The organism is Micrococcus sp. NPDC078436 (assembly GCF_040702705.1).
Taxonomy (GTDB): domain Bacteria; phylum Actinomycetota; class Actinomycetes; order Actinomycetales; family Micrococcaceae; genus Micrococcus.
This window is the reverse complement of sequence record NZ_JBFBLX010000016.1, coordinates 39,463-65,610: the sequence shown is the minus strand read 5'-3', so window position 1 is coordinate 65,610 and position 26,148 is coordinate 39,463. Positions and strand designations below refer to the sequence as shown.

General features: G+C 73.4%; 23 protein-coding genes and 1 pseudogene. 13 read left to right on the top strand and 11 right to left on the bottom strand.

Features of this window, described 5'->3' with window-relative positions:
- Positions 1-173: 173 nt before the first annotated feature.
- The 3 genes from AB0302_RS09640 to AB0302_RS09630 all read left to right on the top strand — a co-directional run bounded on the left by AB0302_RS09640 (position 174) and on the right by AB0302_RS09630 (position 4,265).
- Positions 174-1,511 carry a maltose ABC transporter substrate-binding protein gene (locus AB0302_RS09640; protein ID WP_366371678.1) on the top strand — a complete coding sequence of 446 codons (1,338 nt, stop codon included), beginning with the start codon at positions 174-176 and terminating at the stop codon, positions 1,509-1,511.
- Between the two features lie 118 nt (positions 1,512-1,629).
- Positions 1,630-3,267: an ABC transporter permease subunit gene (locus tag AB0302_RS09635; RefSeq protein ID WP_366371676.1), complete on the top strand. Its 1,638-nt coding sequence runs from the start codon at positions 1,630-1,632 to the stop codon at positions 3,265-3,267.
- A 101-nt stretch (positions 3,268-3,368) separates the two neighbouring features.
- Positions 3,369-4,265, top strand: coding sequence for a sugar ABC transporter permease (locus tag AB0302_RS09630; RefSeq protein ID WP_366371693.1), 897 nt, complete (start codon positions 3,369-3,371; stop codon positions 4,263-4,265).
- Positions 4,266-4,308: 43 nt separating this feature from the next.
- Here the strand turns inward: AB0302_RS09630 and AB0302_RS09625 are convergent, their stop codons facing one another.
- Both AB0302_RS09625 and AB0302_RS09620 read right to left on the bottom strand, forming a co-directional pair.
- Positions 4,309-5,595: an acyl-CoA desaturase gene (locus AB0302_RS09625; RefSeq protein WP_366371674.1), complete on the bottom strand. Its 1,287-nt coding sequence runs from the start codon at positions 5,593-5,595 to the stop codon at positions 4,309-4,311.
- A gap of 68 nt (positions 5,596-5,663) precedes the next feature.
- Positions 5,664-6,716, bottom strand: a complete 1,053-nt coding sequence (locus AB0302_RS09620) for a ferredoxin reductase (RefSeq protein WP_366371672.1) — start codon at positions 6,714-6,716, stop codon at positions 5,664-5,666.
- A gap of 84 nt (positions 6,717-6,800) precedes the next feature.
- On the opposite strand from AB0302_RS09620, the gene AB0302_RS09615 reads away from it, so the two are divergent.
- On the top strand, positions 6,801-8,033 hold the full coding sequence (locus tag AB0302_RS09615) for a helix-turn-helix domain-containing protein (protein WP_366371670.1): 1,233 nt from the start codon (positions 6,801-6,803) through the stop codon (positions 8,031-8,033).
- A gap of 126 nt (positions 8,034-8,159) precedes the next feature.
- On the opposite strand, the gene AB0302_RS09610 is transcribed toward AB0302_RS09615, so the two are convergent.
- Positions 8,160-11,912, bottom strand: a complete 3,753-nt coding sequence (locus AB0302_RS09610) for an AAA domain-containing protein (protein ID WP_366371668.1) — start codon at positions 11,910-11,912, stop codon at positions 8,160-8,162.
- A gap of 247 nt (positions 11,913-12,159) precedes the next feature.
- Between AB0302_RS09610 and AB0302_RS09605 the strand changes: the two genes are divergently transcribed.
- The 4 genes from AB0302_RS09605 to AB0302_RS09590 are packed head-to-tail and all read left to right on the top strand — an operon-like array spanning position 12,160 to position 14,528.
- Complete coding sequence (locus AB0302_RS09605) at positions 12,160-12,852, top strand: excalibur calcium-binding domain-containing protein (RefSeq protein WP_366371666.1); 693 nt, start codon at positions 12,160-12,162, stop codon at positions 12,850-12,852.
- A gap of 39 nt (positions 12,853-12,891) precedes the next feature.
- On the top strand, positions 12,892-13,710 hold the full coding sequence (locus tag AB0302_RS09600; RefSeq protein ID WP_366371664.1) for a class F sortase: 819 nt from the start codon (positions 12,892-12,894) through the stop codon (positions 13,708-13,710).
- Between the two features lie 2 nt (positions 13,711-13,712).
- A complete protein-coding gene (locus tag AB0302_RS09595; protein ID WP_366371662.1) occupies positions 13,713-14,267 on the top strand; it encodes a DUF1697 domain-containing protein in 555 nt (184 codons plus the stop codon).
- A 57-nt stretch (positions 14,268-14,324) separates the two neighbouring features.
- A complete protein-coding gene (locus tag AB0302_RS09590; protein ID WP_366371660.1) occupies positions 14,325-14,528 on the top strand; it encodes a hypothetical protein in 204 nt (67 codons plus the stop codon).
- Positions 14,529-14,657: 129 nt separating this feature from the next.
- Here the strand turns inward: AB0302_RS09590 and AB0302_RS09585 are convergent.
- Both AB0302_RS09585 and AB0302_RS09580 read right to left on the bottom strand, forming a co-directional pair.
- Positions 14,658-14,747 (bottom strand): annotated as a pseudogene (locus tag AB0302_RS09585) (hypothetical protein); the annotation flags it as partial.
- A 47-nt stretch (positions 14,748-14,794) separates the two neighbouring features.
- Positions 14,795-16,381: a LamG-like jellyroll fold domain-containing protein gene (locus tag AB0302_RS09580; protein WP_366371658.1), complete on the bottom strand. Its 1,587-nt coding sequence runs from the start codon at positions 16,379-16,381 to the stop codon at positions 14,795-14,797.
- 247 nt (positions 16,382-16,628) lie between these two features.
- On the opposite strand from AB0302_RS09580, the gene AB0302_RS09575 reads away from it, so the two are divergent.
- The gene (locus AB0302_RS09575) at positions 16,629-17,393 is read left to right on the top strand and encodes a sulfite exporter TauE/SafE family protein (RefSeq protein WP_248115798.1); all 765 of its coding nucleotides are present in this window, start codon (positions 16,629-16,631) and stop codon (positions 17,391-17,393) included.
- 63 nt (positions 17,394-17,456) lie between these two features.
- Here AB0302_RS09575 and AB0302_RS09570 read toward each other — a convergent pair whose 3' ends face one another.
- From AB0302_RS09570 to AB0302_RS09560, 3 genes are read right to left on the bottom strand one after another with little or no spacing between them, the layout of a single operon-like run.
- Positions 17,457-17,633 (bottom strand): hypothetical protein, encoded by a 177-nt coding sequence (locus AB0302_RS09570; protein WP_319076030.1) that lies wholly within the window; start codon positions 17,631-17,633, stop codon positions 17,457-17,459.
- Between the two features lie 44 nt (positions 17,634-17,677).
- Positions 17,678-18,253, bottom strand: a complete 576-nt coding sequence (locus AB0302_RS09565; protein WP_248115795.1) for an NADPH-dependent F420 reductase — start codon at positions 18,251-18,253, stop codon at positions 17,678-17,680.
- Between the two features lie 43 nt (positions 18,254-18,296).
- A complete protein-coding gene (locus AB0302_RS09560; RefSeq protein ID WP_319076026.1) occupies positions 18,297-19,175 on the bottom strand; it encodes a class III extradiol ring-cleavage dioxygenase in 879 nt (292 codons plus the stop codon).
- 114 nt (positions 19,176-19,289) lie between these two features.
- Here AB0302_RS09560 and AB0302_RS09555 point away from each other — a divergent pair, with 114 nt between their 5' ends.
- Complete coding sequence (locus tag AB0302_RS09555; RefSeq protein WP_248115791.1) at positions 19,290-19,772, top strand: MarR family transcriptional regulator; 483 nt, start codon at positions 19,290-19,292, stop codon at positions 19,770-19,772.
- A 52-nt stretch (positions 19,773-19,824) separates the two neighbouring features.
- Positions 19,825-20,409: a GNAT family N-acetyltransferase gene (locus AB0302_RS09550; RefSeq protein ID WP_366371654.1), complete on the top strand. Its 585-nt coding sequence runs from the start codon at positions 19,825-19,827 to the stop codon at positions 20,407-20,409.
- Positions 20,410-20,505: 96 nt separating this feature from the next.
- On the opposite strand, the gene AB0302_RS09545 is transcribed toward AB0302_RS09550, so the two are convergent.
- Both AB0302_RS09545 and AB0302_RS09540 read right to left on the bottom strand, forming a co-directional pair.
- Positions 20,506-23,262 (bottom strand): YhgE/Pip domain-containing protein, encoded by a 2,757-nt coding sequence (locus tag AB0302_RS09545; protein ID WP_366371652.1) that lies wholly within the window; start codon positions 23,260-23,262, stop codon positions 20,506-20,508.
- Positions 23,263-24,012 carry an ATP-binding cassette domain-containing protein gene (locus AB0302_RS09540; RefSeq protein WP_366371650.1) on the bottom strand — a complete coding sequence of 250 codons (750 nt, stop codon included), beginning with the start codon at positions 24,010-24,012 and terminating at the stop codon, positions 23,263-23,265.
- Between the two features lie 59 nt (positions 24,013-24,071).
- Here AB0302_RS09540 and AB0302_RS09535 point away from each other — a divergent pair, with 59 nt between their 5' ends.
- Positions 24,072-24,680: a TetR family transcriptional regulator gene (locus AB0302_RS09535; protein WP_248115785.1), complete on the top strand. Its 609-nt coding sequence runs from the start codon at positions 24,072-24,074 to the stop codon at positions 24,678-24,680.
- A 128-nt stretch (positions 24,681-24,808) separates the two neighbouring features.
- On the top strand, positions 24,809-25,357 hold the full coding sequence (locus AB0302_RS09530; RefSeq protein ID WP_366371647.1) for a TIGR03086 family metal-binding protein: 549 nt from the start codon (positions 24,809-24,811) through the stop codon (positions 25,355-25,357).
- A gap of 30 nt (positions 25,358-25,387) precedes the next feature.
- Here the strand turns inward: AB0302_RS09530 and AB0302_RS09525 are convergent, their stop codons facing one another.
- Complete coding sequence (locus AB0302_RS09525) at positions 25,388-26,071, bottom strand: low molecular weight phosphatase family protein (protein WP_366371645.1); 684 nt, start codon at positions 26,069-26,071, stop codon at positions 25,388-25,390.
- Positions 26,072-26,148: the final 77 nt, after the last annotated feature.

Here is a 26,148-nt window from a genome sequence, read left to right as displayed (position 1 = left end):
GGGTTCATGCGAGATCGCCCCTCTGTGTGGCACATCACAGTGGAAGCGTTTACACTTCTGGGGACTGACTCCTTCAACCGCCGGGGGCAGGCGCCGTCTCACCGCGGGGCCCACGTCGGCGACGCAGTGGCCGGCGCATGCCGCGGGCCGCCACCCCTCGTGAAAGGCACACCATGCAGTCGACGACGACCGGCGGCCTCCTCCGCCGCCCGCTCAGCCTGACCCTCACCGCGGCGTTCTCCGCCCTCGCGCTCACCGCGTGCGGCGGCGGCTCCTCCGCCCCGGCGTCCTCCTCCCCGGCGTCCTCCTCCCCGACCGGCGCCACCGATCAGGGCACGTCCGCCGCGTCCCCGAGCCAGGACCTCTCCGAGGCCGGCGCCACCACCATCACCATGTGGGTGGACCAGAGCCGCCAGGAGCCGCTGCAGGCCGTGGCGGAGGACTTCAAGGAGGACACCGGGATCACGGTGGAGCTCGTGGTCAAGGACAACTCCACGATGAAGGACGACTTCATCACCCAGAACCCCACGGGCGAGGGCCCGGACGTGATCGTCGGCGCCCACGACTGGATCGGCTCGCTCGTGCAGAACGGCACCATCGAGCCCCTTGAGCTGGGTGAGAGAGCCGGCGACTTCGTGGAGTCCTCCGTGCAGGCCGTCACCTATGAGGGTCAGACCTGGGGCGTGCCGTACTCCGTGGAGAACATCGCCGTCCTGCGCAACACCGAGCTGGCCGAGTCCACCCCGGCCTCCTTCGACGAGATGATCGCGGAGGGCCAGAAGGCCGTCGACGCCGGCGAGGCCGAGTACCCGTTCGTGGTGGGCCTGGACGCCGTCAAGGGCGACCCGTACCACTTGTACCCGTTCCAGACCTCCATGGGCGCCCCCGTGTTCAAGCAGGCCGAGGACGGCTCGTACGACACCGGCTCGCTGGCCATGGGCGGAGCGGAGGGTGAGGCCTTCGCCGAGAAGCTGGCCGAGTACGGCGAGTCCGGGGTGCTGAACCCGAACATGACCGCGGACATCGCCAAGGAGCAGTTCAGTTCCGGCAACGCGGCCTACTTCATCACCGGCCCGTGGAACGTCGAGGAGGCCGAGGCGGCCGGCATCGACTTCGAGGTCGAGGCCATCCCGTCCATGGGCGACCAGCCGGCGCAGCCGTTCGTGGGCGTCAACGCCTTCTTCGTCTCCTCGGAGTCCGAGAACCAGCTGGCCGCGAACGAGTTCGTGGTCAACTACCTCTCCACCGAGGCGGCCCAGGACGCGCTCTACGCCGAGGGCAAGCGTCCCCCGGCGCTGACCGCCTCCTTCGACAAGGCGGCCTCGGACGAGACCGTCAAGGCGTTCGGCGAGATCGGCGAGGACGGCGTCCCCATGCCGGCGGCCCCCGAGATGGGCGCGGTGTTCGAGTTCTGGGGCGGCGCCGAGATGAGCATCATCAAGGGCGAGGGCGACCCGGTCCAGACCTGGCAGAAGATGATCTCCGACATCGAGGGCCGCATCGGCCAGTGATCCGGCGCGGTCTGCCTCCGGCGTCCCCGCGGGGACGCCGGAGGCAGACCGTGGCCCCCGCGCCCTCGGGGCGCGCACCCCCCCTTCCACGGCAGGCCCTCGGGCCGGATGAGGAACCATGAGCCCGTCTTCCACCGCGTCGGACCGGTCCGACGCCGCCACCGCCGCCCTCGACGACGCCGCGCGCCGCACCGGCCCGGGCCGTCGTCGTCGTGCGGACGCCCGGGGCACCGAGGGCCTCGGTGGCACGCTGGCCAAGATCGTCCTGCTGGGCCTCGTGGACGCCTTCGCGGCGTTCCTGCTGTTCCAGCTCGCGGCCGCGGGGGACTGGGCGGTGTTCGCGCTGACCCTGGCGGTCACGATCGGCATCAACTGGATCTACCTGCGCCGCGGCGGCCTCCCGGCCAAGTACCTCGCCCCCGGCCTGGTCTTCCTGATGCTGTTCCAGGTGTTCGTGGTGGTCTACTCCTCCTACATCGCCTTCACGAACTACGGCGCCGGGCACAACTCGGACAAGGCCGCGGCGATCGAGATCATCCAGCGCTCCTCCTCCATCCGCGTGCCGGACTCCCCGGTGTACGACCTCACTGTGCTGGAGGAGAGCGGCGACCTCTACCTGCTGACCCTGCGGGACGGGGAGCCCGTCCTCGGTGGCGCGGACCAGGAGCTGGAGCCGGTCGAGGCCCAGATGCAGGACGGACAGCCGGTGGGGGTGGAGGGGTACACCACCCTGCGGTTCGGCGACCTGCTGCAGCGTCAGGACCAGGTCACCCGCCTGAAGGTCCCGCTGAGCGACGACGCCGCGGACGGCACCCTGGAGACGCGCGACGGTTCCCGCGGGTACGTGTACACGCCGCGTCTGAAGTATGACGAGGCCCGGGACACCTTCACGGACCTCGAGAGCGGCGCGGAGTACCGGGACAACGGCGAGGGCCAGTTCCAGACGGACGACGGCAGCACGCTGCAGACCGGCTGGCGGGTGTTCGTAGGCCTGGACAACTTCACGCGCGCGTTCACCGACCCCGAGCTGCGCGACCCGCTCGTGCGGGTCGCCGTATGGACCTTCGCCTTCGCGTTCCTGAGCGTGGCCACGACGTTCGCCGTCGGGCTGCTGCTGGCGATCGCCTTCAACCGCTCGGACATGCGCGGCAAGAAGGTCTACCGGGTGATGATGATCCTGCCGTACGCGTTCCCGGCGTTCCTGTCCGGCCTCGTGTGGGCCGGCCTGCTCAACCCGGAGTTCGGCTTCGTCAACACCGTGTTCTTCGGCGGCGCGGACATCCCGTGGCTCACCGACCCGTGGCTGGCCCGGCTGTCGGTGCTCGTGGTGAACCTGTGGCTGGGCTTCCCCTACATGTTCCTGGTGACCACAGGCGCCCTGCAGTCCCTGCCCGAGGACGTGGACGAGGCCGCCCGCATGGACGGCGCCGGCCCGTGGCGCATCTTCCGCTCCATCAAGCTGCCCCTGCTGCTGGTCTCGGTGGCGCCGCTGCTGATCTCCTCGTTCGCGTTCAACTTCAACAACTTCAACATCATCTACATGCTGACCGGCGGCGGACCGCGGTTCCCCGACGCGGGCTCGAACATCGGCGCCACGGACCTGCTGATCACGGTCGTCTACAAGACGGCGTTCAGCGGGGTGGGGCGCGACTACGGCCTGGCCTCCGCCCTGTCCATCGTGATCTTCCTGATCGTGGCGACCATCTCGGCGATCAGCTTCCGGCAGACCAAGGCGCTCGAGGAGATCGACAAGTGAGCATCCCCCAGGATTTCGGACGGCCCCGGCCGGACGCCCCCGAGGCGGCCGCCCCGACCTCGCCCCTCGCCGCCGCCCTGGCGCAGCAGGTGACGGACCCGCTGCGCTGGGAGGAGGACCAGGCCCCGCCACGACGCCGCCGCTCGTTCGGCCGCTGGATGCGGGAGCTGGGCTGGCGCCACGCGGTGGGCGTGCTGGCCAGCGCGTTCGCACTGTTCCCGCTGCTGTACGTGCTGTCCGCGTCGCTCGACCCGACCGGCACGATGGCGAGCTCGAACCGGCTGTTCTCCTCGTTCAGCGGGCAGAACTACGTGGACCTGTTCAGCAACCCGGACCGGCCCTTCGGCCGCTGGTTCCTCAACACGATGGTCATCGGCGTCATCACGTCCGTGATGACGGTGTTCCTCGGCGCCCTGGCCGCCTACGCGTTCTCCCGGATGCGGTTCACGGGCCGCCGCGTGGGGCTGCTGACGCTGCTGCTGGTACAGATGTTCCCGCAGCTGCTCGCGGTGGTGGCGATTTTCCTGCTGCTGAACTACATCGGCAACCTGGTGCCCGTCCTGGGCATCGGCTCGCAGCTCGGCCTCATCCTCGTGTACCTGGGCGGCGCGCTCGGGGTGAACACGTACCTGATGTACGGGTTCTTCAACACCATCCCGCCGTCGCTGGACGAGGCCGCCAAGCTCGACGGCGCCTCGCACGCGCGGATCTTCTTCTCGATCATCCTGCGCCTGGTGACCCCCATCCTCGCGGTGGTGGCCCTGCTGTCCTTCATCACCACGGTCTCGGAGTTCGTGATCGCCTCCGTGGTGCTCACGGACCCGTCCGCGCAGACGCTCGCGGTGGGCCTCTACGGCTACGTCTCGGAGACCCGCTCTGAGAACTGGGGCGTGTTCGCGGCCGGCGCCGTGCTGGCGGCCCTGCCCGTGATGGCGCTGTTCCTGTTCCTGCAGCGGTACATCGTCTCCGGCCTCACGGCCGGCGGCGTGAAGGGCTGAGCCGACGACGACGGCGGTGGGAGGGGCGCCCGCCCCTCCCACCTCACGGCAGCGCCAGCCGGAAGACCTTGGCCCACGCCGAGCCGACCTGCTTGTGCAACGGCCCCGTGGTGTAGGGCAGGCCGTAGCGCCGGCAGATGTCCTGGACCTTGGGTGCCACCTCGGCGTACCGGTTCGAGGGCAGGTCCGGGAACAGGTGGTGCTCCACCTGCAGGGAGAGGTTGCCGGTCATGAAGTGCATGAGCTTCGAGCCGGAGATGTTGGCGGAGCCGATCATCTGGCGCACGTACCAGTCGCCGCGCGTCTCGCCCTCCACCATCTCCTCCGTGAAGGTCTCCACGCCGTCGGGGAAGTGTCCGCAGAAGATCACCGAGTGCGCCCAGATGTTGCGCAGCACGCCGGAGATGAGGGTGGCCTTGACCGCGGCCCTGCCGGAGCCGGTGAGGGCCTCGGCCACGATCGGCGTGGCCAGGTAGTCCTTCGCGGCCTGACGCGAGGCCTTCACGGCCACCGACGCCAGGTCCCGGCGCATCTCCGCCCAGGACTTCTCTCCGGCCTGGAACTTGGACAGCTCCAGGTCGTACAGGGCGATGCCCCACTCGAAGATCGGGGCGAGGGCCGCGTTGAGGACGGGGTTGAGGAGGTGGCGGGGCTGCCACGGCTCGGACTCGTCCATCCGGAGCAGGTTGTAGCCCACGTCCGTGTCCTTGCCGATGACGTTGGTCCAGCGGTGGTGCGCGTCGTTGTGGGTGTTCTGCCAGGCCGACGACGGCGTGACGAAGTCCCACTCCCACGTGGTGGAGTGGATGTCCGGATCGCGCATCCAGTCCCACTGGCCGTGGAGGACGTTGTGGCCGATCTCCATGTTCTCGATGATCTTGCCGGTGGTCAGCATGGCGATGCCGGCGACGAACGCGGCGCGGTTCTTCGCGTTCAGCAGCAGCGTGCGTCCGCCCACCTCGAGCCAGCGCTGCAGGCGGATGACGCGGCGGATGTAGGCGGCGTCCTTCGCGCCGCGCGAGGCCAGCACCTCGTCGCGGATCGCGTCGAGCTCGCGGCCCAGCTCGGCCACCTGCTCGTCGCTCAGGTGCGCGGCGGCCGGCGGGCGCACGGTGGGGCCGCCCTCGGTGGCCAGCATCCCGGGGCGGGCCTTCGGCGCGGCCCTCGTCGCGGCGTCGGCCTCGTCGCCGCGCGGGGCCCAGCTCGTGGTGTCCGGGCGGTCGTCGGGGAGGACGCGGGCCTGCCGCCCGCGGACGGTGGTGCCCGGGATCGCGAGGGCGGGGTCTGCGGGGGCGGTGGCGCCGGCGGGACGGGGGAGTGTCTGGGTCACGGTGGTCTCCTGACGGTTCGGGAGGCGATGGATGGATGTCGAAGGGGCCGGGAGGGGGCCGGCGGGGCTCACACGGCCAGGCTCACGGGCCCGGCGGCCGCGCTCACGCAGGTCTGGATGAGCTCACCGGGGTCGCCGTGGACCTCGCCCGTGCGCAGGTCCGTGACCTGGCCGGAGCGCAGCGGAGTGAGGCAGGCGTGGCAGATGCCCATGCGGCAGCCGCTGGGCGCGGCCACGCCGGCGTCCTCCGCCACCTCGAGCAGGGGCACGTCGCCCGGGGCGTCCGCCTCCACGTCCGAGTGCTCGAAGGTCACGCGCCCGCCCGCCCCCGCGACGCCGGCGGTCAGGTCCGCGCGGAAGCGCTCGATGCGCAGGTCCTCGCCGGCGTGCGCGCACCACAGTGCCTCCGCGGCGTCCAGGAGGCCGGCCGGGCCGCACGCGAACGCGGCCCGCTCGCGCCAGTCCGGGCACAGGGCCTCGAGATCGGCGGGGGTGGTGAGGTCCAGGCGCCCGTCCGTGGCGGTGTAGCGGTGGTGCACCGTCAGGCCGGGGAACTGGTCCGCGAGCTCGGCCAGCTCCTCGCGGAAGAGCGCGTCCTCCGGGGTGCGGGAGGAGTGGATCAGCACGACGTCGGCGTCGGCCCGGCGTGGCACGAGCGTGCGGATCATGGACATCACGGGTGTGAGGCCCGAGCCGGCCGTGAGCATGAGCAGGGGGCGCGGCTCCTCTGGAAGCGTGAAGTCGCCCTCGGGCAGGTCCAGGAAGAGGACGTCCCCGGGCTTGGTGCCGCGCACCAGGGTGCCCGAGACCACCCCGATGTCCGAGACCGTGATCTCCGGGTCGGCGCCGGCCGGGGCGGAGAGCGAGTAGGAGCGCCACTGGCGCACGCCGTCCACGTCCACGCCGATGCGGGCCCACTGGCCGGCGTCGTGCGCCGTCCAACCCGGTCCGGGGCGGAAGGCGATCGTGGCGGTGCCGGCGGTCTCGCGCGTGACAGCCGTGACCACGCCGCGCAGCTGGCGCGACGAGCGCACGGGGTCCAGCAGTCCGAGCACGTCCTCGGGGGTCAGGGGATGCAGCAGCACCGAGGCGATGCGGGTCAGCAGGGTCGGTCCGGCCATGGTCCAAGCGTATGGCGGGACACGCTGTGTTTCTTCTCGCTGGACGTACGATCGAGGGACGTTCTTCATCATGAGGAGACAATGATGAGCCAGCCCCCCGCCCCTTTCCCCGATTCGTCCCCCGCCGTCGTCCACCCTGGCCTGACCAGCGACGACGGCGAGTGGAGCCCCCCGTGGCAGTCGCTGCCCGGCGACCTGCCCGAGAAGCTCGCGCCGGCCCTGCCGGCCGTCATGGCGCGCATGATCCAGGACGTCCCGGATCAGATCCCGGCCTACGCCGAAGCCCGGGACGGCAAGTACGGCCGCAACCTCTCCCACGGGGTGCGGACCGCATTCGAGCAGCTCATGCGCCTGCCCGGCACGGACCTGCCCGCCCTCAACGACGACTCCCGCGCCCTCATGGCCACCCTCGGCGCGGGAGAGTTCCGGGAGGGCCGCAGCATGGACGCCCTCCTCGGGGCGTACCGCACGTCTGCGCGGATCGTGTTCCGTGACCTCTCGGCCGAGTGCGCGCGGCAGGGCATGGACATGTCCGTGGTGATCGACCTCGGCGAGTCCATCTGGGCGTACATCGACGAGCTCTCCTCCGTGAGTGCGCAGGCCTACGCCCAAGCCCAGTCGGCCCAGGCGGGTCTGCTCGAGCTCTACCGCTCCGACCTCGCCTCCGCGCTCATCCGCGGCGGCGCGGAGGAGAAGGAGGTGCAGCGCCTCGCCGCGCTCGCCGACTGGCGCCTGCCGCGCCGTCTGGCCGTCGTGGTCCTCCCGGCCACGGCCGGCGCGGACGTCCGCCACCGCCTCGGCCGCACCGGCCTGGTGGTCGAGCGGGAGTCCGAGGTGGTCGCGGTGGTGGACGCCCTGCCGCCCCGCGTCCGGCGCGAGCAGATGCTGCGTCTCCTCGCGGGCACGGCGGCCGTCGTCGGTCCGGCGGTGGAGTGGGGCCTGGCGCCGCACTCGTACCGGGTGGCGCGCACGCTCGCGGTGCAGAGCAGCGGCGGCACGGGGGATCCCGTGCTGGCCGAGCACCACCTCGCCCGCGTCGTGCTGGGAGCCGAGCCCCGCGTGGTGGCGCAGCTGGCCGGCCGGGTGCTGGCGCCGCTCGAGGGCGTGACCGCGGCCAAGCGCGAGATCCTCGAGGCCACCCTGCTCTCCTGGCTCACGCATTGGGGCCAGCGCGCGCCGATCGCCGCGGAGCTGGGCGTGCATCCGCAGACCGTGGGCTACCGGGTGGGACGCCTGCGGGAGCTCTTCGGGGACGCGCTGGACGACCCGGACGGCCGGTTCGACCTCGAGCTCGTGCTGCGCGCGCGGCGCCGATGAGACGGGCGCCCCCGCCACGGTGCACGCGCCCGGCGGCGAGGCGGTCGACCCGCGCTTCCCCGGGAACCGCTGAGCCGGAGCCCCGGCCGAGGCCGACGGCATCTGAGCCTGCGGGGACACGCGCCGTCACCCCGCGTCGTCGGCCGCCACCGCCGCCTCGAACGCCGCCACCGTCTTGGCCACCTCCGCATCCGCGTCCGCGAACCAGTCCGTGCTCCAGATGCGGTGGAAGCGCCAGCCGCGGGCCTCGAGCATGGACTGCCGCAGGCGGTCGCGCTCCCGGGCGGTGTGGCCGGAGTGGTACGAGGCACCGTCGGCCTCGATGGCCAGCACGTGCCGCCCCGGCTTCTCCGGATGCCGCGCGGCGAAGTCGATCCGGTAGCCGCCCACGCCCACCTGCGCGTCCAGGCTCAGGCCGGCCTCCTCGAGCCGGCGCTGCACGTCCAGTTCGAACGGGTTCAGCGCGATCCCGCCGCTCGGCCCGCCGGTCAGCCGCATGCCCCCCGAGGCCATGAAGTGCAGGAACCGGTGCATCAGCTGGAAGCCCGCGGAGGAGTGCCCGTCCGCGGGGACGTCGTCCGGGCTGAAGCTCGTCACCAGGGTCATGCGGCGCTTGGCGCGGCTGATGGCCACGTTGAGGCGCCGTTCGCCGCCCTCCCGCAGGAGCGGGCCCCAGAAGTAGCGCAGCCGCCCGTCCGCGCCCTTGCCGTAGCCCACGCTGAGGATGACCGCGTCCCTCTCATCGCCCTGCACGCGCTCGATGGCCTTCACGAACCACGGCTCGTCCGTGCGCGCGTTCAGGGCGCGCTCGAACGCCGGGTCCTCGGCCATGGCCTGGAACAGCGCCGCCTCGATCCGCGCCTCGTGCTTCGCGCCGAACGCGATGATGCCCAGGCTCTCCCCGGGATGGCGGCGCACGTGCTCGCGCACCAGCTCGACGACGGCGGCCACCTCCGCCTCGGGGCTGTTGGCGGAGCCGTTGATCCCGGGGCTCGCGGGCACCTCCACGTGCCGCACGGCGTCCTGGGCGTCCGCGGCCGGGAAGGTGGTGAGGCTGCGGTGGTAGACGTGCTCGTTGGAGACGGCGATGAGCCGCTCGTCCCGCGAGCGGTAGTGCCACTGGAGGCCGCGGCTCTGGCCGGCCAGCAGCCGGTCCATGGCCGCCAGGATGGACTCGGCGTCCTTCGTCAGGCTCCCGGCGCGGGGCCGCGCGTCCCGACGGCCCTCGCTGCCGTGCCCGTCCAGGGCGACGTCCTCGTCCTCGTCCTCGGACGCGTCCTCCATGACCTTGGTGAAGAACTCGGTGGGTGGCAGCTGGCGGCTGTCGCCCGCGACGACCGCCTGGCCGGCGCGCAGGAGGGCCGGGACGGCGTCGGCGGGCCTGATCTGGCTCGCCTCGTCGAAGACCACCACGTCGAAGCACCGCTCGGCGGGCAGCAGCCGGGAGACCTGGAGGGGGCTCATGGCCCACACGGGCGTGGCGGCCCGCATCACGTGGGGGGAGTCCTCGAAGAGCTGGCGCACCGGCCGCACGGTGCGCTTGCGGGTGATCTCCGTGACCAGGCGGGCGTACTCCTCCCCGTGGGCGTCGATCTCCCTCTCGAGGTGCTCGGCCGCGCGCCGGCGCACGCGCGTGGCGTTGGCGGCCAGGTGCGCGACGTCGGCCGTGCGGTACGCGCGCGCCGCGCGGTCCAGGTCCGCGCCCCGCAGGCCCGCGAGGCCCGGGCTGCTCAGCTCGGCCTCCTCGAGGAGGGAGCGCAGCACGGCCCAGCGCAGCAGGAGCCCGGGCTCGGCGTCGAGCGGCTCGCCCGAGGACAGCCGGGTCACGAGCATCCGCACGAACGGGTCCAGGCCGGCCGCGGCCAGGGCGGCCCGCGCGTCAGCCGAGCGGACGAGCGCGCTGGCCCGGCCGCCGTCGGTGAGCCGGGCGAGGCGCTTCTGGAGCTCCTCCAGGCCCAGGCCCTCCAGGTCCATGCCCTGCACCGCGGGGGCGAGCTCGCCGAGCAGCGCGCGCACCTCGGCGAGGGCGGCCTCGGCCTCGGCGGTGGCGGGCGCGGCCGAGGGGGCTCCGCTGCCGCGCCACTGGGAACGCAGGTGCCCCGCCTCGGCCAGGAGGGCGGCGTGCTCCTCTCGGGGCACGCCCTCGAGGACGTCCCGCGCGCGGCGCTTGAGGCCGCGGCGCCGCCAGAACCCGACGTCCTCGCCGCCCCCGACGGCGGCGGCGAGCTCCTCCACGTCCGGGGCGTGCACGAGACCCGGCACCCGCCGCTCGAGCCGCGCGGCGCCCGCGTGCAGCCCGACGACCCACGCGACCTGCTCGAGCGTGGCCGGGGCCGGATAGCCGGCGGCGCGGGCCAGCGGCGGCATCAGGTCCGTCAGGCCGACGAGGCGCTGCTGCAGCTCGAGCACGCGGCCGCGCAGCCGCTGGGCGTCCTCGCGCGTCCGCAGGGCGTCCGGGCGCCAGCCGGGGGCGGTGCGCCAGGCCGGGCTCAGGGCGCCGAGCTCATGCAGCTCGTCCAGTGCCGCGGCGTGGCGGTCGAGGTCGCCGGGCGCCCAGTCGCCGAACGCGGAGGCGGGGAGGCGGAAGGAGGTGCGGGCCGCCGTCGGGATGCCGGCGGTGCCGGTGCGCAGGGCGCTCACGCTGATCCCCCAGCCGTGGCGCGGCTCGGTGAGCGCGTCCTTGTGCGCCACGAGGCGGTCACGGGCGGCGGCGAGCCGACTGTGGAGGGCGACGTCCTCCGGGCCCGTGTCCTCCTCCGGCCGCTCGAGGGCGGCCTTCAGCTGCTCGGCCACCAGACGCCGCGAGCCGTCCGCGGCGAACAGGTCCAGCAGCAGGTGGGAGAGCCCCACGTGGTCCAGGCGGTCCAGGACGGCGGTGATGGCGGCGCGCTTCTGCGCCACGAACAGCACGTGCTTCCCCGAGGCGATCAGGGCGGCGATCAGGTTGGCGATCGTCTGGCTCTTGCCCGTGCCGGGAGGGCCCTGCACCACCAGGTTCCGCCCGGCGAGGGCCGCGTTGACCACGTACGACTGGCTGGCGTCCGCGTCCAGCACGAGGTACTCGGAGTCCACGGGCGCGTAGTCCGGGGACGAGGGCTCCACGGGCACGCCCGTGGCGGCCGTGCGGGCGCCGCGCATGGCGTCCGGCTCGCCGGCGAGGGCCCGGACCAGCTCGGAGCCGGCCAGGGCGTCCAGGTCCGTGACGTCCGCGACCATGGGCTGCTTCTGGTACGAGAAGGCGGCGAGGACGGCCTCCTGCATCACGGCGAAGCCCTCGACGTCCGCGGCCAGCGCGTCCAGCCGGGCGAGGCTCACGCGCATCCCCTGCTCGGGGCCGAGGTCCTCGAGCGGGGCGAGGAGGTCCTCCTCGGCGATCTCGGCGCCCGCGTGCGCGAGCACGTGCAGCAGCACGGTGTTGACCTGCACGTCGTCCGTGAGGGTGAGCGTCCAGCCCTCCCCGGCGCCGCGAGTGCGCTCGATCTGCAGCGGGCGCAGCAGCACGGGCGCGTGGGGCCGGGGGGCGGCGTCGGACTCGCCGAGCCAGGTGGCGAAGCCGACCGCGAGGTGCGTGACCGGGACGCCGTACTCCTCCACGGCCTCGCGCTGCCGGCGGTGCAGCTGGGTGCAGGCGCGGTGCGCGGCGGCGTGGGCGTCCGCTCCCGGGAAGAGCTGGGAGAGGCGGACGGCGCCGCCCGCGAGCAGGGCCGTGTAGGCGTCCGGCGCGGCCTGGGCCAGGTCCACCGTGGCGGCCGTGCTGCGGAAGTGCAGCAGGCGGTTGGTGCCGCCGACGTCGATCAGCGCGTCACGCCACTCGTCCGCGGCGCGCTGCAGCAGCTCCCGGTCCGCCGGGGCGTGGGGGTCGCGCGTGTCCATGTCCATCCAGGCAGGCTACTGACGGGCCGGACACGTTAAGGCCCTGACGCGGCCGGGAGCTTCCCAGGTCAGACGGTGGATGTGATGACGAGCACAGGAAGCGGCGGTGTGCGCGAGGCAGCTGATCGGAGCCTGTGCGGCACCCCGGCTGTCGAATGGATATCCCTGGAGGGATCGGCTTGAATGCGAGATGTCGCCCCCGCCACACGACGGCATGAGGGACGGCACCCGCCACGATCTCGGAGGAATCCCGATGAAGAAGCTCGCCACCGGCGTCACCCTGACCGCCGCCCTCGGTGTGTCCCTGTTCGCCGCCGCCCCGGCCACGGCTGCGCCGTCCTATGCGAACTGCCAGGAGGTCTACGCCGCGAACCTCTCCCACATCACTCCGGACACCCCCGGCTTCCGCAAGGGCCTTGACGGCGACGGGGACAAGGTCGCGTGCGTGAACCCTCCCAAGGGATCCAGCACCCACAAGTGGACCCCTGCGACGAAGCCGTCCGCCAAGCCCGTTCCTGCCCCCACCGCCTCGCACGACCCGCGCGACCAGGCGAAGCCGGACGCCGCGTACACCTACGCCGACTGCGAGGACGCGTGGGCCGCCGGCAAGGGCAACATCAAGGAGTCCTCGGACCTCTACCACGACGACCTGGACTCCGATCAGGACGGCATCGGCTGCGAGATCGACGTGGCGAGCGGCATCAAGGTCGAGGGCCGAGAGAGGGCCGCCGCCGAGGAGATCGCCGCGATCAAGGCGTCCGCCGCCAAGGAGGCCGAGCCCACGAAGGAGGCCGAGGAGAAGCAGGTCACCAAGGTGCCCGTCGGCGCCGCAGACACCGGCATCGCCCCGGAGTCCGATCCCGCCGCCGCCCTGGCCGTGGGCGCGCTGGGCCTGGCCGCCGTCGTCGGCGCCGGTGTGGCGACCCGCCGTCGTGCGCAGGCCTGACACCGGCACCCCTCCCGGCGGATCCCCTACGCTTCGCGCATGACCGGATCCCCTGACCGCCGCCGCGGGCGCCTGTGGGCGTCCGCGGCGGCCGTGTCTCTCCTCGTCACGGGCTGCTCGACGCCGTCGGCCACGCCGACCCAGCCCGTGCCGGCGACGAGCGCACCCAGCCCGTCCACCTCGTCGTCCTCCCCGCACTTCGCCGACGTCCGTGAGAGCGCGTATCGCCGTTCCCTCTCGTCCTCCGGCGACGCGCCGTCCCCGAGCGCGACGCCCGTGTCCACCCCGCCTGCCTCGGCCTCGGCGAGCTCCCCCGCGTCGGCACCCAGCGCGTCCGCCTCGACTGGCTCCGCGCCGCCGCCGACGGCCGCCGCGGAGGAGGGCGCACCCGACGTGCTGCCCGCGTCCGAGCCCGTCTCCGTCTCCGCCCCCGAGATCGGCCTGGACTCAGAGCTGCTGCATCTCGGCCTGCGCGACGACGGCGCCCTCGAGGTCCCCTCCGGCGACCCGGGGACGCCCGCCGCGTGGTACATCCATTCGCCCACGCCCGGAGAGCGCGGTCCGGCCGTGCTGCTCGGCCACGTGAGCGCGTACGGCAACAACGACGGCGTGTTCCGCCGCCTCTCGGAGCTCGAGCCGGGGGGCGTCGTCTCGGTGGAGCGCGAGGACGGCACCACGGCCGTCTTCGAGGTGGACCGCGTCGAGGAGTACGGCAAGGATGACTTCCCCACGGACGAGGTCTACGGGAACACCGAGCGCCCGGAGCTGCGCATGATCACGTGCGACGGCTACAACCCGTGGACACGGACGTTCGAGGACAACCGCGTGGTCTATGCCCACCTGGTCGAGGCGCGCTGACCATGGCTGCCCCGACGACGCTGGGCGACGTCCACGTGCTCCTCTGGCGGGGCATCAACGTGGGCGCCCACCGCCGCATCCCCAAGGTGGACCTCATCCGCTGGGCCGAGCAGGCCGGCGGCACGGACGTCCGCACGGTCCAGGCCAGCGGCAACGTGATCCTGACGCTCCCCGCCGGCGCGGACCCAGCCGCCGTCGCCGCCTCCGTGGCCGCCGCGGCGCGGGCTGAGCGGGACATCGACGTGCCGGTGATGGCGACGTCGCCGGCCGAGCTCCGGGAGGCCCTCGCCGTGCTCGAGGCGCAGGGCTGGCCGGAGCAGGAGCCGAAGGCGGTGCAGCTCACCCTGCTGGACGCGGTCCCGGACCCGAGCCGGGCGGTGGCCCTCGCGGCCTTGGACCCGGGGGAGGACCGCGCGGTGCTCGTGGGCCGGTTCCTCTGGATCCGCCACGCCACGACCGTGCGAGACTCGCCGCTCACGCTGACTCGGATCGAGCGGACCCTCGGCGTCGTGGGCACGGCCCGGAACCTGGCGACGGTGCGGATGCTGGCGTCCTGACGCCGCGGTGTCATACGCTCTCTTCCTCCACCGTCAGCACTGCAAGGAGAGACTGGCATGGCACATGAGACCCCCGAGGCCCTGGCCGCCGGAGAGACCTACCTGCTCCACGTCCTGGAGACGTCCACGCCCCCCGGCAACCCGGAGGAGTACAGCGTCACGGACGCGGTCGAGGACCACTACAAGGCGACCGGCTCCTATGATCTTGAGGCCGCCGGCCTGGAGAAGGCCAAGGAGCTGCTCCAGCGCCACGCCAAGTGAGCTGACTCCATGGGTGAGCCCCCGCCGTTGAGGTGGGGGCTCACCCATGTCCTTCCGAGGGCCGTCCCCGCCGATCTTCTCCGTCACCCGCCGGGACGCCGTGTTCTCCGGGTGGATGTCCGCGACGAGCTCGGCACTGCGCTGCGCGTTCCGCGCGGGGTCCCGGCGGGCTGCCGCGGCCTCGGCCGCGCAGCCGCGCCCCTGGAGGTCGGCCCGCACGTGAGAGCCGACCTCGAGCCGCTGTCTCCCGTCGACCTCCTGCCAGGTCAGGTCGCTCGTCGAGACTCGCCCAGGATCCGGGGACCCTCCGCGGGTCGCCCCGGCGGGGTCACGGTCAACGCAGGTGTGCGAGCGCCTCGGCGGCCTCCCCGTGGGTCGGCGAGGATGCCGGTCAGGTCCACGCCGGTGCGGTCTCGGACGAGGGCGACGGCGTCGCCACGGGTCAGCATGCGCTCCGGGTGCGCCACGGGGGTCGGCTCGACGGGGGCCGGATCCACGGGCGTCGTGGTCTCCGCGCGGGAGGTGAGCCACTGGTTCTGGGCGAGCGGGCGGTCCACCATGCGGGTCTCGCCGAGGCAGCCGAGGAAGCCGGACTGACGCTGGCCGTCGTAGGAGCCGGCGCCGAACACCCAGCGCTGCGCCTCGTCGTGGGCGATGCCCACGGTCTCCGTGGCGTTGCGCTGCACCGGCACACCGTCCACGTACATGGTGGTGGTCTTCGTGGTCGGGTCGTTCACGGCGGCCAGGTGGTGCCACTGCCCGCTGCCCACGGTCTCGCTGGACCAGGCGGACGTCTCCGTGGCGACCGGGGCCTGGGAGTCCACCACGGAGAGCTGGACCTCGCGGAGGTTGGAGAAGGCCCAGGCGAAGGGGGGCTCATCGCCCTCGGTGTCCACATAGCCGGGGAGGTTCTCCCGCTGCCCGTCGCGTGTCAGCCACCGCATCCAGGCGTTCTCCTCGGGCGTGAAGTCCGGGTCGATCTTGATGAACGCCTCGAGGGTGAAGCCGTTCGGGAAGGTCTCGTCGTCCACGTCCGCGCCGTCGGCGGTGGTGAAGTAGCTGGCCGTGTTGCCGGTGCGGCCGGCGTCGTCGAAGCACACCTGCTCGGTGGCACCGTGGTGATGGCCGTTGAGGGTCAGGAACACCTGGTCGTTGGGCGCGATGACGTCGTTCCACAGGCGCTCGCCGTACGCCGAGGACAGCTGCTCGCCGGTGGCCTCGTCCACGTTGAGGATCTGGTGACTCGTCAGGATCGTGGGGACGCCCGGGTGGGCGGCGATCACGCGGTTCGCCCAGTCCAGAGTCTCCTGCTGGGACTGCCACGAGATGGCCAGCACCAGGAAGGTCGTCCCGTCCTGCGCCACCAGGTGAGCCTCCGAGGCGCCTGAGGGGTCGCGCTCCAGGAAGGTGGACTGCTGCGCCGCGCGCTCGGCGGAGAAGTGCGAGACGTAGGTCTCGTCGGAGACGGCGTCAGTGTCCGAGGCGCCGGCGCCGACGTCGTGATTGCCGGCCAGCACCGAGTACGGGGCGCCGGCCTGCTCCAGCACGGACATGGCCTCGTCCGCCACCGCCCACTCCTCGGGCGGGTTCGCGCGGTCCACCACGTCACCGAGGTGCATCGTGAAGGCGACGTCGTAGGCCTGGTCGTTGTCGGCGATCCACTGCGTCTGGGCCAGGAAGGGCTCCGAGCCGTAGTGGGTCATGTACGGGTCTCCGGTCCCGGCGGTGGCATAGCGCGAGTAGAACTGCGGGTCGGGGAGGACGCTGAACGAGATGCGATCGGCGGGCGACGCCAGCGAGGAGTCGGTCGTGGCGGGCGCGTCGACGCGTCCCGAGTGGTCACGACACGCCATCTGCGGGAACGGGATGCGGCGTGTCGTGACCACCCTGAGGGCTGGGCTGGGCTGGGCTGGGCTGGGCGGGGGCGGGGGTCAGCGGGTGAGGAACGCCTCGAGGCCCGCCAGACGCCCGGGGAAGCGGCCGTGCACGCCGCCAGGGCCCCGTTCGCTCTCGGGTTCTGGGCGCCGTGCTCACCGGTCACACGGTGGTGGGCGAGTCGCTCGTCGAGACTCGCCCAGAATCCGGAGGAGACTTCTGCCCATGGGACTCGACGCCGGCACGCTCACCATGGCCCTCGTCGTGCTGCTGGCCATCACGGTCGGCGGCGCGCTGCAGCGGATCAGCGGCATGGGCGTGGGCATGATCGCCGCGCCGACCCTCTCGATCCTGCTCGGCCCCGTGGCCGGCGTGACGATCTCCAACGTGGCGGCCGTGATGTCCGCGGCCATCCTCTTCGCACTCCTCCACAGGCACGTGGACTGGGCGCGCTTCGTCCGCCTGGCCCCCCTGCTGGTCTGCGGCTCGTTCCTCGGTGCCTGGGCGGTGCGCTCCCTCGAGCCGCACGCCCTGGAGATCCTGCTGGGTGCGTCCGTGCTGGTCGCGATCGCCGCCGCCCTCGGCCTCCAGAAGCGTTTCACCCTCACCGGCAACGGCGCGGTCTTCGCGTCGGGGGCGGTGGCCGGCTTCATGAACACGACGGCGGGCGTCGCCGGTCCCGCGCTCGCGGTCTACGCGGTGGCGGCCAAGTGGGATCAGAAGTCCTGGGCGGCCACCCTGCAGCCGATCTTCCTGCTGGCCAACCTCACCTCCCTCGCCACGAAGTCGCTGTTCGGCACGGCGGTACCCCCCGACGTCGACGTGCCCGGACTCGTCTGGGCGGTCGCTGTCGTCGCCGGTCCCGTGGGGATCCTCCTCGGCTCCCGCGTCGCGCGGAGCGTGGACGCCTCGAAGGCGCGGACCCTGGCCGTCTGCCTGGCCGGCGTCGGGGGCACGGTGGCTCTGGTGCGGGGCCTTTCAGGGATCTGATCGGCGGCGCCGACGGTCGCCGCCGCTCCCACCTCCGGCTCGTTCCAGGGCCCGCTCCGCGCGTCAGGGCGAAGCGGTCGACGACGGTGCGGCCGACGTCGGGCCCTCCCCGGGGGCGACGGCGCTGCCGGCGCCGAACGCGAGGAGCGCGCTGACCAGGATCACGAGCGCGAGCATGGCGCCGAGGGCGGCCAGTGCAGCGGCCGCCGGGGAGGGCCGGCGCACGGACGAGGGGCTCACGCCGTCAGTGTGGCATGAGCCCCTCGGCCCGGGGGCCTGCAGGGTCAGCGCACGGTGGCGAAGCCGCCGGTCCAGCCGATCCTCTCGGCGGCGGCGAGTGTGAGCTGCAGGAAGCCGACGGCCTCGAGCTCGCGGGCGCGCTTCAGGGCGCCCGCGTCGATCGCGTTCAGGCCGCCCGAGGTCACGACGTCGGCCAGCGCGGACTTGGCGTCCGCGTCGTCACCGGCGATCAGCACGGTGGTGGTCTGGTCGCCGATCCTCCCGGAGGAGAGGGCGGCGGCGAAGGTGGTGTTGAAGGCCTTGAGGACGCGTGCGTTCGGCAGGGCGTCGGCCACCTCGGCGGCGGCGGAGGAGTCCGCGGGCACCTGCAGGGAGTCGAAGGTGTCGAAGTCCAGCGGGTTGGTGATGTCCACGACGACCTTGCCCTCGAGGGCGGGGGCGTACGTCGTGATGACGTCGGAGAGGGCCGGGTAGGGCAGGGCCAGCACGACGATCTCGCCGGTGATGTCCGCGGCGGTGCCGTCGCGGCCGATGAGGGTGACGTCGTGACCGCCGCGGCGGGCGACCTCCGCGATCGCGGTGCCCATGGTGCCGTCGCCGATGATGCTCAGGGTGGTCATGAGGGGGTACCTCTTCCTTTCGGGGGGGGTGAAGCGCTCCGGGTCAGTCGACCTGGAACGAGCGGATGTGGTTGCTGAACACGAACCGGTCGAACACGGTCCGGGCGCTCGAGGGGTCGTTCGCGGCGCCCATGGTGAGCAGCAGCGGCACGTAGTGGTCCGCCGTCGGGTGGGCGATGCGGGCGCCGGGCGCCTTGTCCAGGTAGCCCATGAGCGCGTCGACGTCGCCGGCGTGGGTCATCTCGGCGGCCCACGTGTCGAAGGCGTCCACGTGGCCGAAGAGGCGCGGGTCGCGCATGGCGGCGAACGAGTGCGTCATGAAGCCCGAGCCGATCACGAGCACGCCCTCCTCGCGCAGCCCCCTGAGCCTCTCGCCGAGCTGCAGCAGGGCCTTCGGGTCCTGCGAGGGCATGGACACCTGCACCACGGGCACGTCCGCGGCCGGGTACATGGCCATGAGCGGGATGTACGCGCCGTGGTCCAGGCCGCGGCCGGTCTGGTGCACGGAGCCGGGGCGGCCCTGGCCGAGCACGCCGGCCACGCGGGCGGCCACATCCGTGGCGTCCGGGGTGGCGTACCGCAGCTCGTAGTAGCGCGGGTGGAAGCCGCCGAAGTCGTAGACCAGCGGGGTGCCTGCCGTCGCCGAGGAGATCGCCACGGGTGCGTCCTCCCAGTGGGCGGAGACGATCACCACGGCCCGCGGCTTGGGCATGGACTGTGCCCAGTCGAACAGGTCCGCGAGCCACTGCGGCTCGTCGAGGGTGGGCGGCGCACCGTGGCTGACGAACAGCGTGGGCATGCGCCCGTCGCTGGGCTCCCAACGCCGCTGGGCGCGGGTCATCGGCAGGGCGCGGGCGAGCAGGTCGTCGTAGGCGCCGGCGGGGGTGGGCTGGGCCCAGGGATCCTGGATGGTGGCGGTCATGGTTACCTCCTGGACGACGACGGGGCGTGGTGCTTCATCCGTTAATGAACTGTAGGCCGCAGGCACTTCATAGTGCAAGTGATTGGTCCGTCGGCCGCGGGTACGATGGGCTGCATGGCGGATGACACGACACCCTGGCTGGACGACGAGGAACGGCGCGCGTTCCTCGCCCTGATGAGCGTGGTGCTGCGCCTGGACCCCACGCTGGACGCGCAGCTGCGCCGCGACGCCGGCCTCAGCCACTTCGAGTACTCGGTGCTCTCCCACCTCTCCGAGGCGCCCGAGGGGACACGGCGCATGGGGGAGCTGGCGCACCTCTCCGCCGGCTCCCTCCCACGGCTCTCCCAGGTGGTGACGCGTCTCGAGAAGCGCGGCCTCGTGCGCCGCAGCCCCGACCCTCGGGACGGGCGCGTCACGCTGGCGACCCTCACCGCCGAGGGGCGCGAGGTGGTGGTCGGCGCGGCGCCCGGCCACGTGGCGGAGGTCCGCCGCACCGTGCTGGACCCGCTCACCCGTGCGCAGGTGCGTCAGCTCGCCGTGATCGGGCGTCGCATCATGGGCGCGATCGACCCCGAGGACCGCTGCCTCGAGGAATGAGCCCGGCGTCTCGCCAGGGCCTCAGCCCAGCGCCTCGGGTACCGTCCCCCGCATGACCGCCGACCCCGATCCGACGCCCGAGCCGACCGTCCGCGCGTCCCCCGCTCCCGTGACCGTCCGCCCGGCCGTCCCCGGCGACGCCGCGGCCGTCGCGCGCGTGGCCGCCGCGACGTTCCCGGACGCGTGCCCGCCGACCACCACGCGGGAGGCGATGGAGGAGCACATCGCCGCGCAGCTGAACGCGGACGTGATCGGTGGCTGGATCGCCTCGGCCGACCACGCGGTGGCCGTGGCCGAGGACACGGCCGGCCGCGTCGTGGGCTACGTGATGACGGAGCTCGCCCCGGCCGCCGAGCCGGCCGTGGCCGCCGTCGTCGGGGACGCGCCCGTCGGCTGCCTCTCCAAGCTGTACGTGCTCGCGGAGGCACGCGGCACGGGCGCGGCGGGCGCCCTCATGGCCGCCGGGCTGGACGCGATGCGGGCCCGCGGCCTGGCCTACGGCTGGCTCGGCACGAACGTGCACAACCACCGGGCCAACGCGTTCTACGAACGGATCGGCTTCCGGATCGTGGGGGAGCGCACCTTCCGCGTGGCCGGCCACGCCGAGACGGACTTCACCCGGCTCATCGCGCTCTGACCCGCTCCCGACGCCGCCTCCCCGACGTCGACCCACGACGTCCCGTCCCCGTCGCCCGCGCCGGGACGCGCGCCCGGGGTCCCGGGCGCGCGCCTCTCACTTCTCGAGCGCGGGGTGCAGGTCCTTCATGCGGAACCGCTGGCGTCTCCGGATCACGAGCACGTCCAGCACGACCAGCACCGCGCCGAGGGCCAGGAGCACGGCCATCGGGCCCCAGTAGTGGGAGTCCAGGCCGCCGGAGATCGCGTGCCGGAACGCCTCGATCGAGTAGCTCATCGGCATGAACGGGTGCAGCCAGCGGAAGAACCCGGGCAGCACCTGGGCCGGGTACGTGCCGCCCGTGGAGGCCAGCTGCAGGACCAGCAGGACCAGCAGGACCGCGGAACCGGGCGTGCCGAGGGCGGTCTGCACGAGGTGGGCGAACAGCGAGAACACCACCGCCACCACCGTGACCAGCAGGACCAGCCGCCACGGATGCACCGGGGCCATGCCCATCGGCAGAGTCGCCAGCAGCATGATCATCCCGCCCGCGGTGGCCACCAGCCCCACCGGCAGCCAGGCCGAGAGGGCGAGGGCGAGGGGATTGCGGCGGCCCGCGAGCATGCGTCCGCTGATGGGGCGCATGATGTTGAAGGCCGCGATGCCGAAGACCCAGAGGGCGATCGAGAAGAACATCGGCGCCATGCCGCGGCCGTAGACGTCGGCCGGGTTCTGCACGTCCATCGTCACGTCCACGGGGCGGGACATGACCAGGGCGGCGTCCTCGCCCTCGTCCTCGGAGAGCGCCGGGACCCGGTCTGCGCCGTCCTGGAGCTCCGTGGCGAGCGTGTGCGCGCCGTCGTCGAGGGATCCCAGGCCGTCCCGCAGCTGGCTCGAGCCGTCCTTGAGCTGGCCCAGGCCGGCGTCCAGGTCGCTGGCTCCGGTTCCGAGCTGGCCCAGTCCGTCGTCGAGGCTGCCGGCCCCGTCGGCCAGCTGGCCGACGCCGTCCGCGAGGCTCGCGGCACCCGGGCTCAGCTGCGCCAGGCCGTCGTGCAGCGCGGTGGCGCCGTCCTGCGCCTGGCCGAGCCCGTCGTCGAGCGCGGTGGCGCCGTCGGAGAGCTGGGTGAGCCCGTCGGAGAACTTCCCGACGCCGTCGGCGAGGCTGTTCGCGCCATCATGGGCCGTGCCGAGTCCGTCGCTGAGCGTGCCCGCGCCGTCCTGCAGCTGTCCGATGCCGCCGTCGAGGGCGGTGGCGCCGTCGGAGAGCTGGGTGAGGCCGTCGGAGAACCTCCCGACGCCGTCGGCGAGGGTGTTCGCGCCCTCGCCGGCCTGCCCGATCCCCTCCTGCAGGGAGCCGGCACCGTCGGCGACGGCGTGGGCGCCGTCGTTGAGCCGGGTGATCTTGTCCTTCGCGTCGCCGGCCACGTCCTCCTGCACGGCGGACTGCACCCGATCGTTCGCCGCCGCCGACGTCTCGGCGATCTCGGCGGACCGGGCCTCGATGCGCGCGGAGCGCTCGGCGGCCGCGGCCAGGGTCTCGGCCAGCGCGGTGTAGCCGGGCTGGTCGGCGATCTCCGGGTTCTCCTCGGCGAGGGCGGCCAGCTGCTCCTGGGCCGTGCCGACGGCGCCCGAGACGCGGGTCTCCGCGGCCCCGGCAATCTCGTTCAGCCCTTGCACGTCCTGGTTCACGGCGGCCACGTCGGCCGCCACCGCGTCCTGGTTCTCGATCACGGTGTCGAGGCGGGGCGCCACGGTGTCGTAGAGCTCCTGGGTGCCCCCGGCCACCTGCCGCGCGCCGTCCGTGAGCTCGGCCGAGCCGGCGCCCAGCTCGTCGAGCCCGCCGGCCAGACTCTGCGCGCCCTCCCGGAGGGTGGGCACGTTGGCGTTCAGCTGGTCCGCGCCGTCCGCGAGCGCCGCGGAGCCCTCGCGGGCGGAGGCGAGGCCGTCCACGAGCCGGCTCGAGCCGTCGTCGAGCTGCGCCAGCCCGCCGGCCAGGCTCTGGGCGCCCTCGCGCAGGGCGGGAACGTTGGCGTTGAGCTGGCCGGCGCCGTCGGCGAGGGCGGCCGAGCCGTCCTTGGCCTGGGCCACGCCCTCGGCGAGCCGCGCGGAGCCCTCCTCGGCGGAGGCGGCCCCGCTGGCGACGCGGTCGGCGCCGTCCTTCGCGCTCCGGGCGCCGTCGGCGAGTTGGGCCGAGCCCTCCTTGGCCTGGGCGACGCCCTCCACGAGCCGGCCCGAGCCGTCCTTGGCCTGGGCGAGCCCGTCGTCGATGGACGTGGCCCCGTCGCGGGCCTGCTGGGCGCCGTCCGCCAGCTGGGCGGCTCCGTCGGCGGCCTGCACCATCCCGTCGCGCAGGGTGGCGATGTTGGAGAAGACGGCCTTGAAGTAGGCCTCGACGGCGGCCTGGTCCACCGAGTTCTCGATCTTGGACTGGCTCGAGGCGGTCACGGACCCGATCACGAAGCCGTTGGAGTCGTCCCGGCGCAGGGTGATCTGCGCCTGCTCCGGCGATCCGACGTCGTCGCTGGGGCTCACGAGGTCGGCGCTGAGGTCCTCCGGGATCTCGAGCACGAGGTAGTAGCGGCCCTCCCGCAGGCCCTCCTCGGCCTCTGCGCGCGTGGTCTCGTGCCAGTCGAACGCGCGGTCCTCCACGAGCTCGCGGGTGACGTCGGCGCCCGTGGTGAGGGTGCGGCCGTCGTACTCCACGGGCTGGTCCTCGTTCACGATCGCCACGGGGAGGCGGTCCATCCGGCCGTAGGGGTCCCAGTTGGCGGAGAGGTAGAGGGCACCGTAGATCGCGGGCACCAGGAGCACGAAGATCAGGGCGAGCAGGGGCAGCCCGGCGCGGAACCGGCGCAGCTCATAGCGGAACAGCATTCAGTCCTCCAGGGAGGGGGTCAGGGGGAGCACCACGGCGCCGCAGGGGACCGCGGAGGAGGTGAGGGCGCTGACGGCGAAGGGGTGTCCGAAGTCCCCGAGGGTCTCGAGGGCGGTGTAGACGCGGGCGAGCTGCGCGTCCGTGAGCGTGGCGTCGACGTCGTCGTAGGCCACGAGCCGGGCGGGGCGCAGGCACGCGAGCAGCGCGGTGAGGACCGTGCGCTCCGGTGCCGGGAGGTGCCCGACGGGGGTGCCGGGGTCGGCCTCGAAGCCGACGGCCTCGCTGAGCCGGGCGAACCGCGCGCGGCCGTCCCGGCGGCGGATGCCGTCCGTGAGGATCCGCTCCTCGAGCGACTCGCGGACGGTGAGGGTGGACTCGAGCTCGACGAGGTCGCTGACGTGGGCCACGGCCGTGGCCTCGCGCAGGCGGTGCGCGTGGCGGACGCCGTCGATGCGGCCCAGGGTCAGCTCCCCGTCCACGCCCTGGAGCCGGCCCGTGAGGGCGAGGAGCAGGGCCGAGCGGCCCGAGCCCTGGGTGCCCAGGACGGCGAGCGGCGTGTGGGCGGGGAGGTCCAGGTCCACGGGCGCGAAGACGGTCCCGTTCCGGGTGCGCAGGGTCAGGCCGCGGGCCACGAGGTGGTGCTGGGCGGCGCGGGCGGCGACCCGCCGTGCCGGCGGGTCGAGGGGGGTGGGGGTCGCGGGGATCAGGGCGGGCTCCTTCGAGGGTGCTTTGCCGTGCTGCGCGGGCATCAGTACCATCGGTACTGGATTCATGCAGTATTCAATACCATCGGTACCGAAAGGGCAACATGGCCGTTCGACCCCGCAGCGCCGACGTGCGCGCCGACCTCCTGCACCACGCCGCCCGGGCGTTCGAGCACGAGGGGTACGTGAAGGCGTCGCTCGCCCGGATCGCGGCCGACGCCGGCTACACCAAGGGCGCGGTGTACTCGGGCTTCGGCGGCAAGCCGCAGCTGTTCGCGGAGGTGTGCGCCACCGAGTTCGAGCGGATCACCACGGAGGCGATGCGCGGCGTGGCGGCGGCGCTGGTCGAGGAGGGGGTGGGCCGGGAGGAGCTGACGCGCCGGCTCGCCGAGGCCCTGGGGTCCACGGTCCTGAACGCCTCGGGCCAGTGGCCGGTGCTGGTCCACGAGTTCCAGGCCGTGGCCCTGCGCGACGACGTGGTGGGCGCCGAGTACGCGGCCTTCAGCGAGCGCCGGCGCGCCTTCCTCGTGGAGCTGCTCGAGAACCACGAGCGGTTCGCGAGCGCGGACCACGCGGAGCTGACGCGGATGGCCGCGCTCCTGCTGATGCTCGTCCACACCGTCGCGGTGGAACGCCACCTCCGCCCGGACGAGGTGGACCGCGAGACGGTGCTCACGAGCATCGAGACCGTCATCGAGGCCCTGCTGCCCTGAGGGCGGCCCCTCAGCCCAGGCGCTTGCCCCCTCCACGGTGGCGGCGCTGCGCAGCGCGCGCCGGAATGGGGGATCATGTTCCCGGCGCGGACACGCCGTCCGCGTCGCACCGACCCTCAGGAGACCCCATGGCCACCACCGAGACCGAAGCCCGCTGGGACGCCGCCGCCGCCCCGTTCACCGCCCTCGTGCAGGCCGTGGCGGACTGGGACGCGCCCACCCCCTGTGACGGCTGGACTGCCGCGGACCTCCTGGACCACGTCGTCACCGCGGAGCGCGACTTCGCCGCCCGTCAGGGGCGCGAGGTCCCCGTGTTCGACGGCTCGCGCTCCCCGAGGCACCTCCAGTGGATCAAGCACGAGGTCGCCATGTCCGCCCTCGCGGGCGATCCGGAGTTCACGCAGCGGGCCATGGACACCGCGGTGGGCGCCATGACCGTGGGCGAGGCGCTGCTGCACTTCCACGTGTTCGAACTGATCGTGCACCGCTGGGACCTCGCCCGCTCGCAGGGCGTGGACGAGCGGTTCACGGACGCGGAGATGGACCACGTGGAGGCCGCCCTCGAGAGCTTCGGCGAGCGGGCCTACACCCCGGGGATCCTCGGGGCCGCGATCCCCGTGGCCGACGGCGCCCCGCGCCAGGAGCGCCTGCTCGCCCGCCTCGGCCGCCGGGCCTGAGGCCGCGCGGGGGACGCGGGAGCCGGCGGTTCAGCGCGGCAGGGTCGCCTGGATCTCGGCCCAGAGCTCGGCCACGCGCCGCTCGATGTCCGCCACGATCTCCTGGAGGCGGTCCCAGTCGGCCTCGGCGGGGTCGCCCACCGGCCAGTCCCGGTGCACGGTGTGCGGGTGGACCTCGCACTCGTCGCCGCAGCCCATGGTGATGACGTAGTCGGCCGTCCGGAGGATCTCCTCGGTGACGGGCTTGGGGAACGTCTCCTCCGGGTCCGCGCCGTGCTCGGCCAGCAGCGGGGCCACGGTGCCGTGGACGTGCGCGGCGGGGCGGGACCCCGCGGAGTGCACCCGAACGGCGTCGCCGGCGTGCTCGGCCAGCAGGGCGGCGGCCAGCTGGGAGCGGCCGGCGTTCTGCACGCACACGAAGAGCACGCGCGGGGCCTGTGGGTCCACGAGCCCCTCCGCCTCGGCCAGGGCGTCCAGCCGGGAGGCCGCGAAGCGCACGGCCATCTTCTCCAGGTGCGGCCCCGTGGTGCCGGCACGCGCCAGGTCGGCCAGGGCGTCCTGCACGTGGCGCTCCACCGTCTCGGCGCCGAGCGCCTCCGCATAGCGGCGGCGCAGCTCGCCGAGGCCCGCGGTGAGCGGGTCGACGGCATCCGGGCCGCTGGGGGCGCCGCGTCCGGGGTCGGGGGCGGCAGGGCCGGGATCAGCGATCCGCATGGGGTGGCCTCCTCGTGTCCTGGGGGCGGGGAGAGGGTGCGTTCGCGGCCAGGGTATCGCGTCTGACCTGCGGGGCC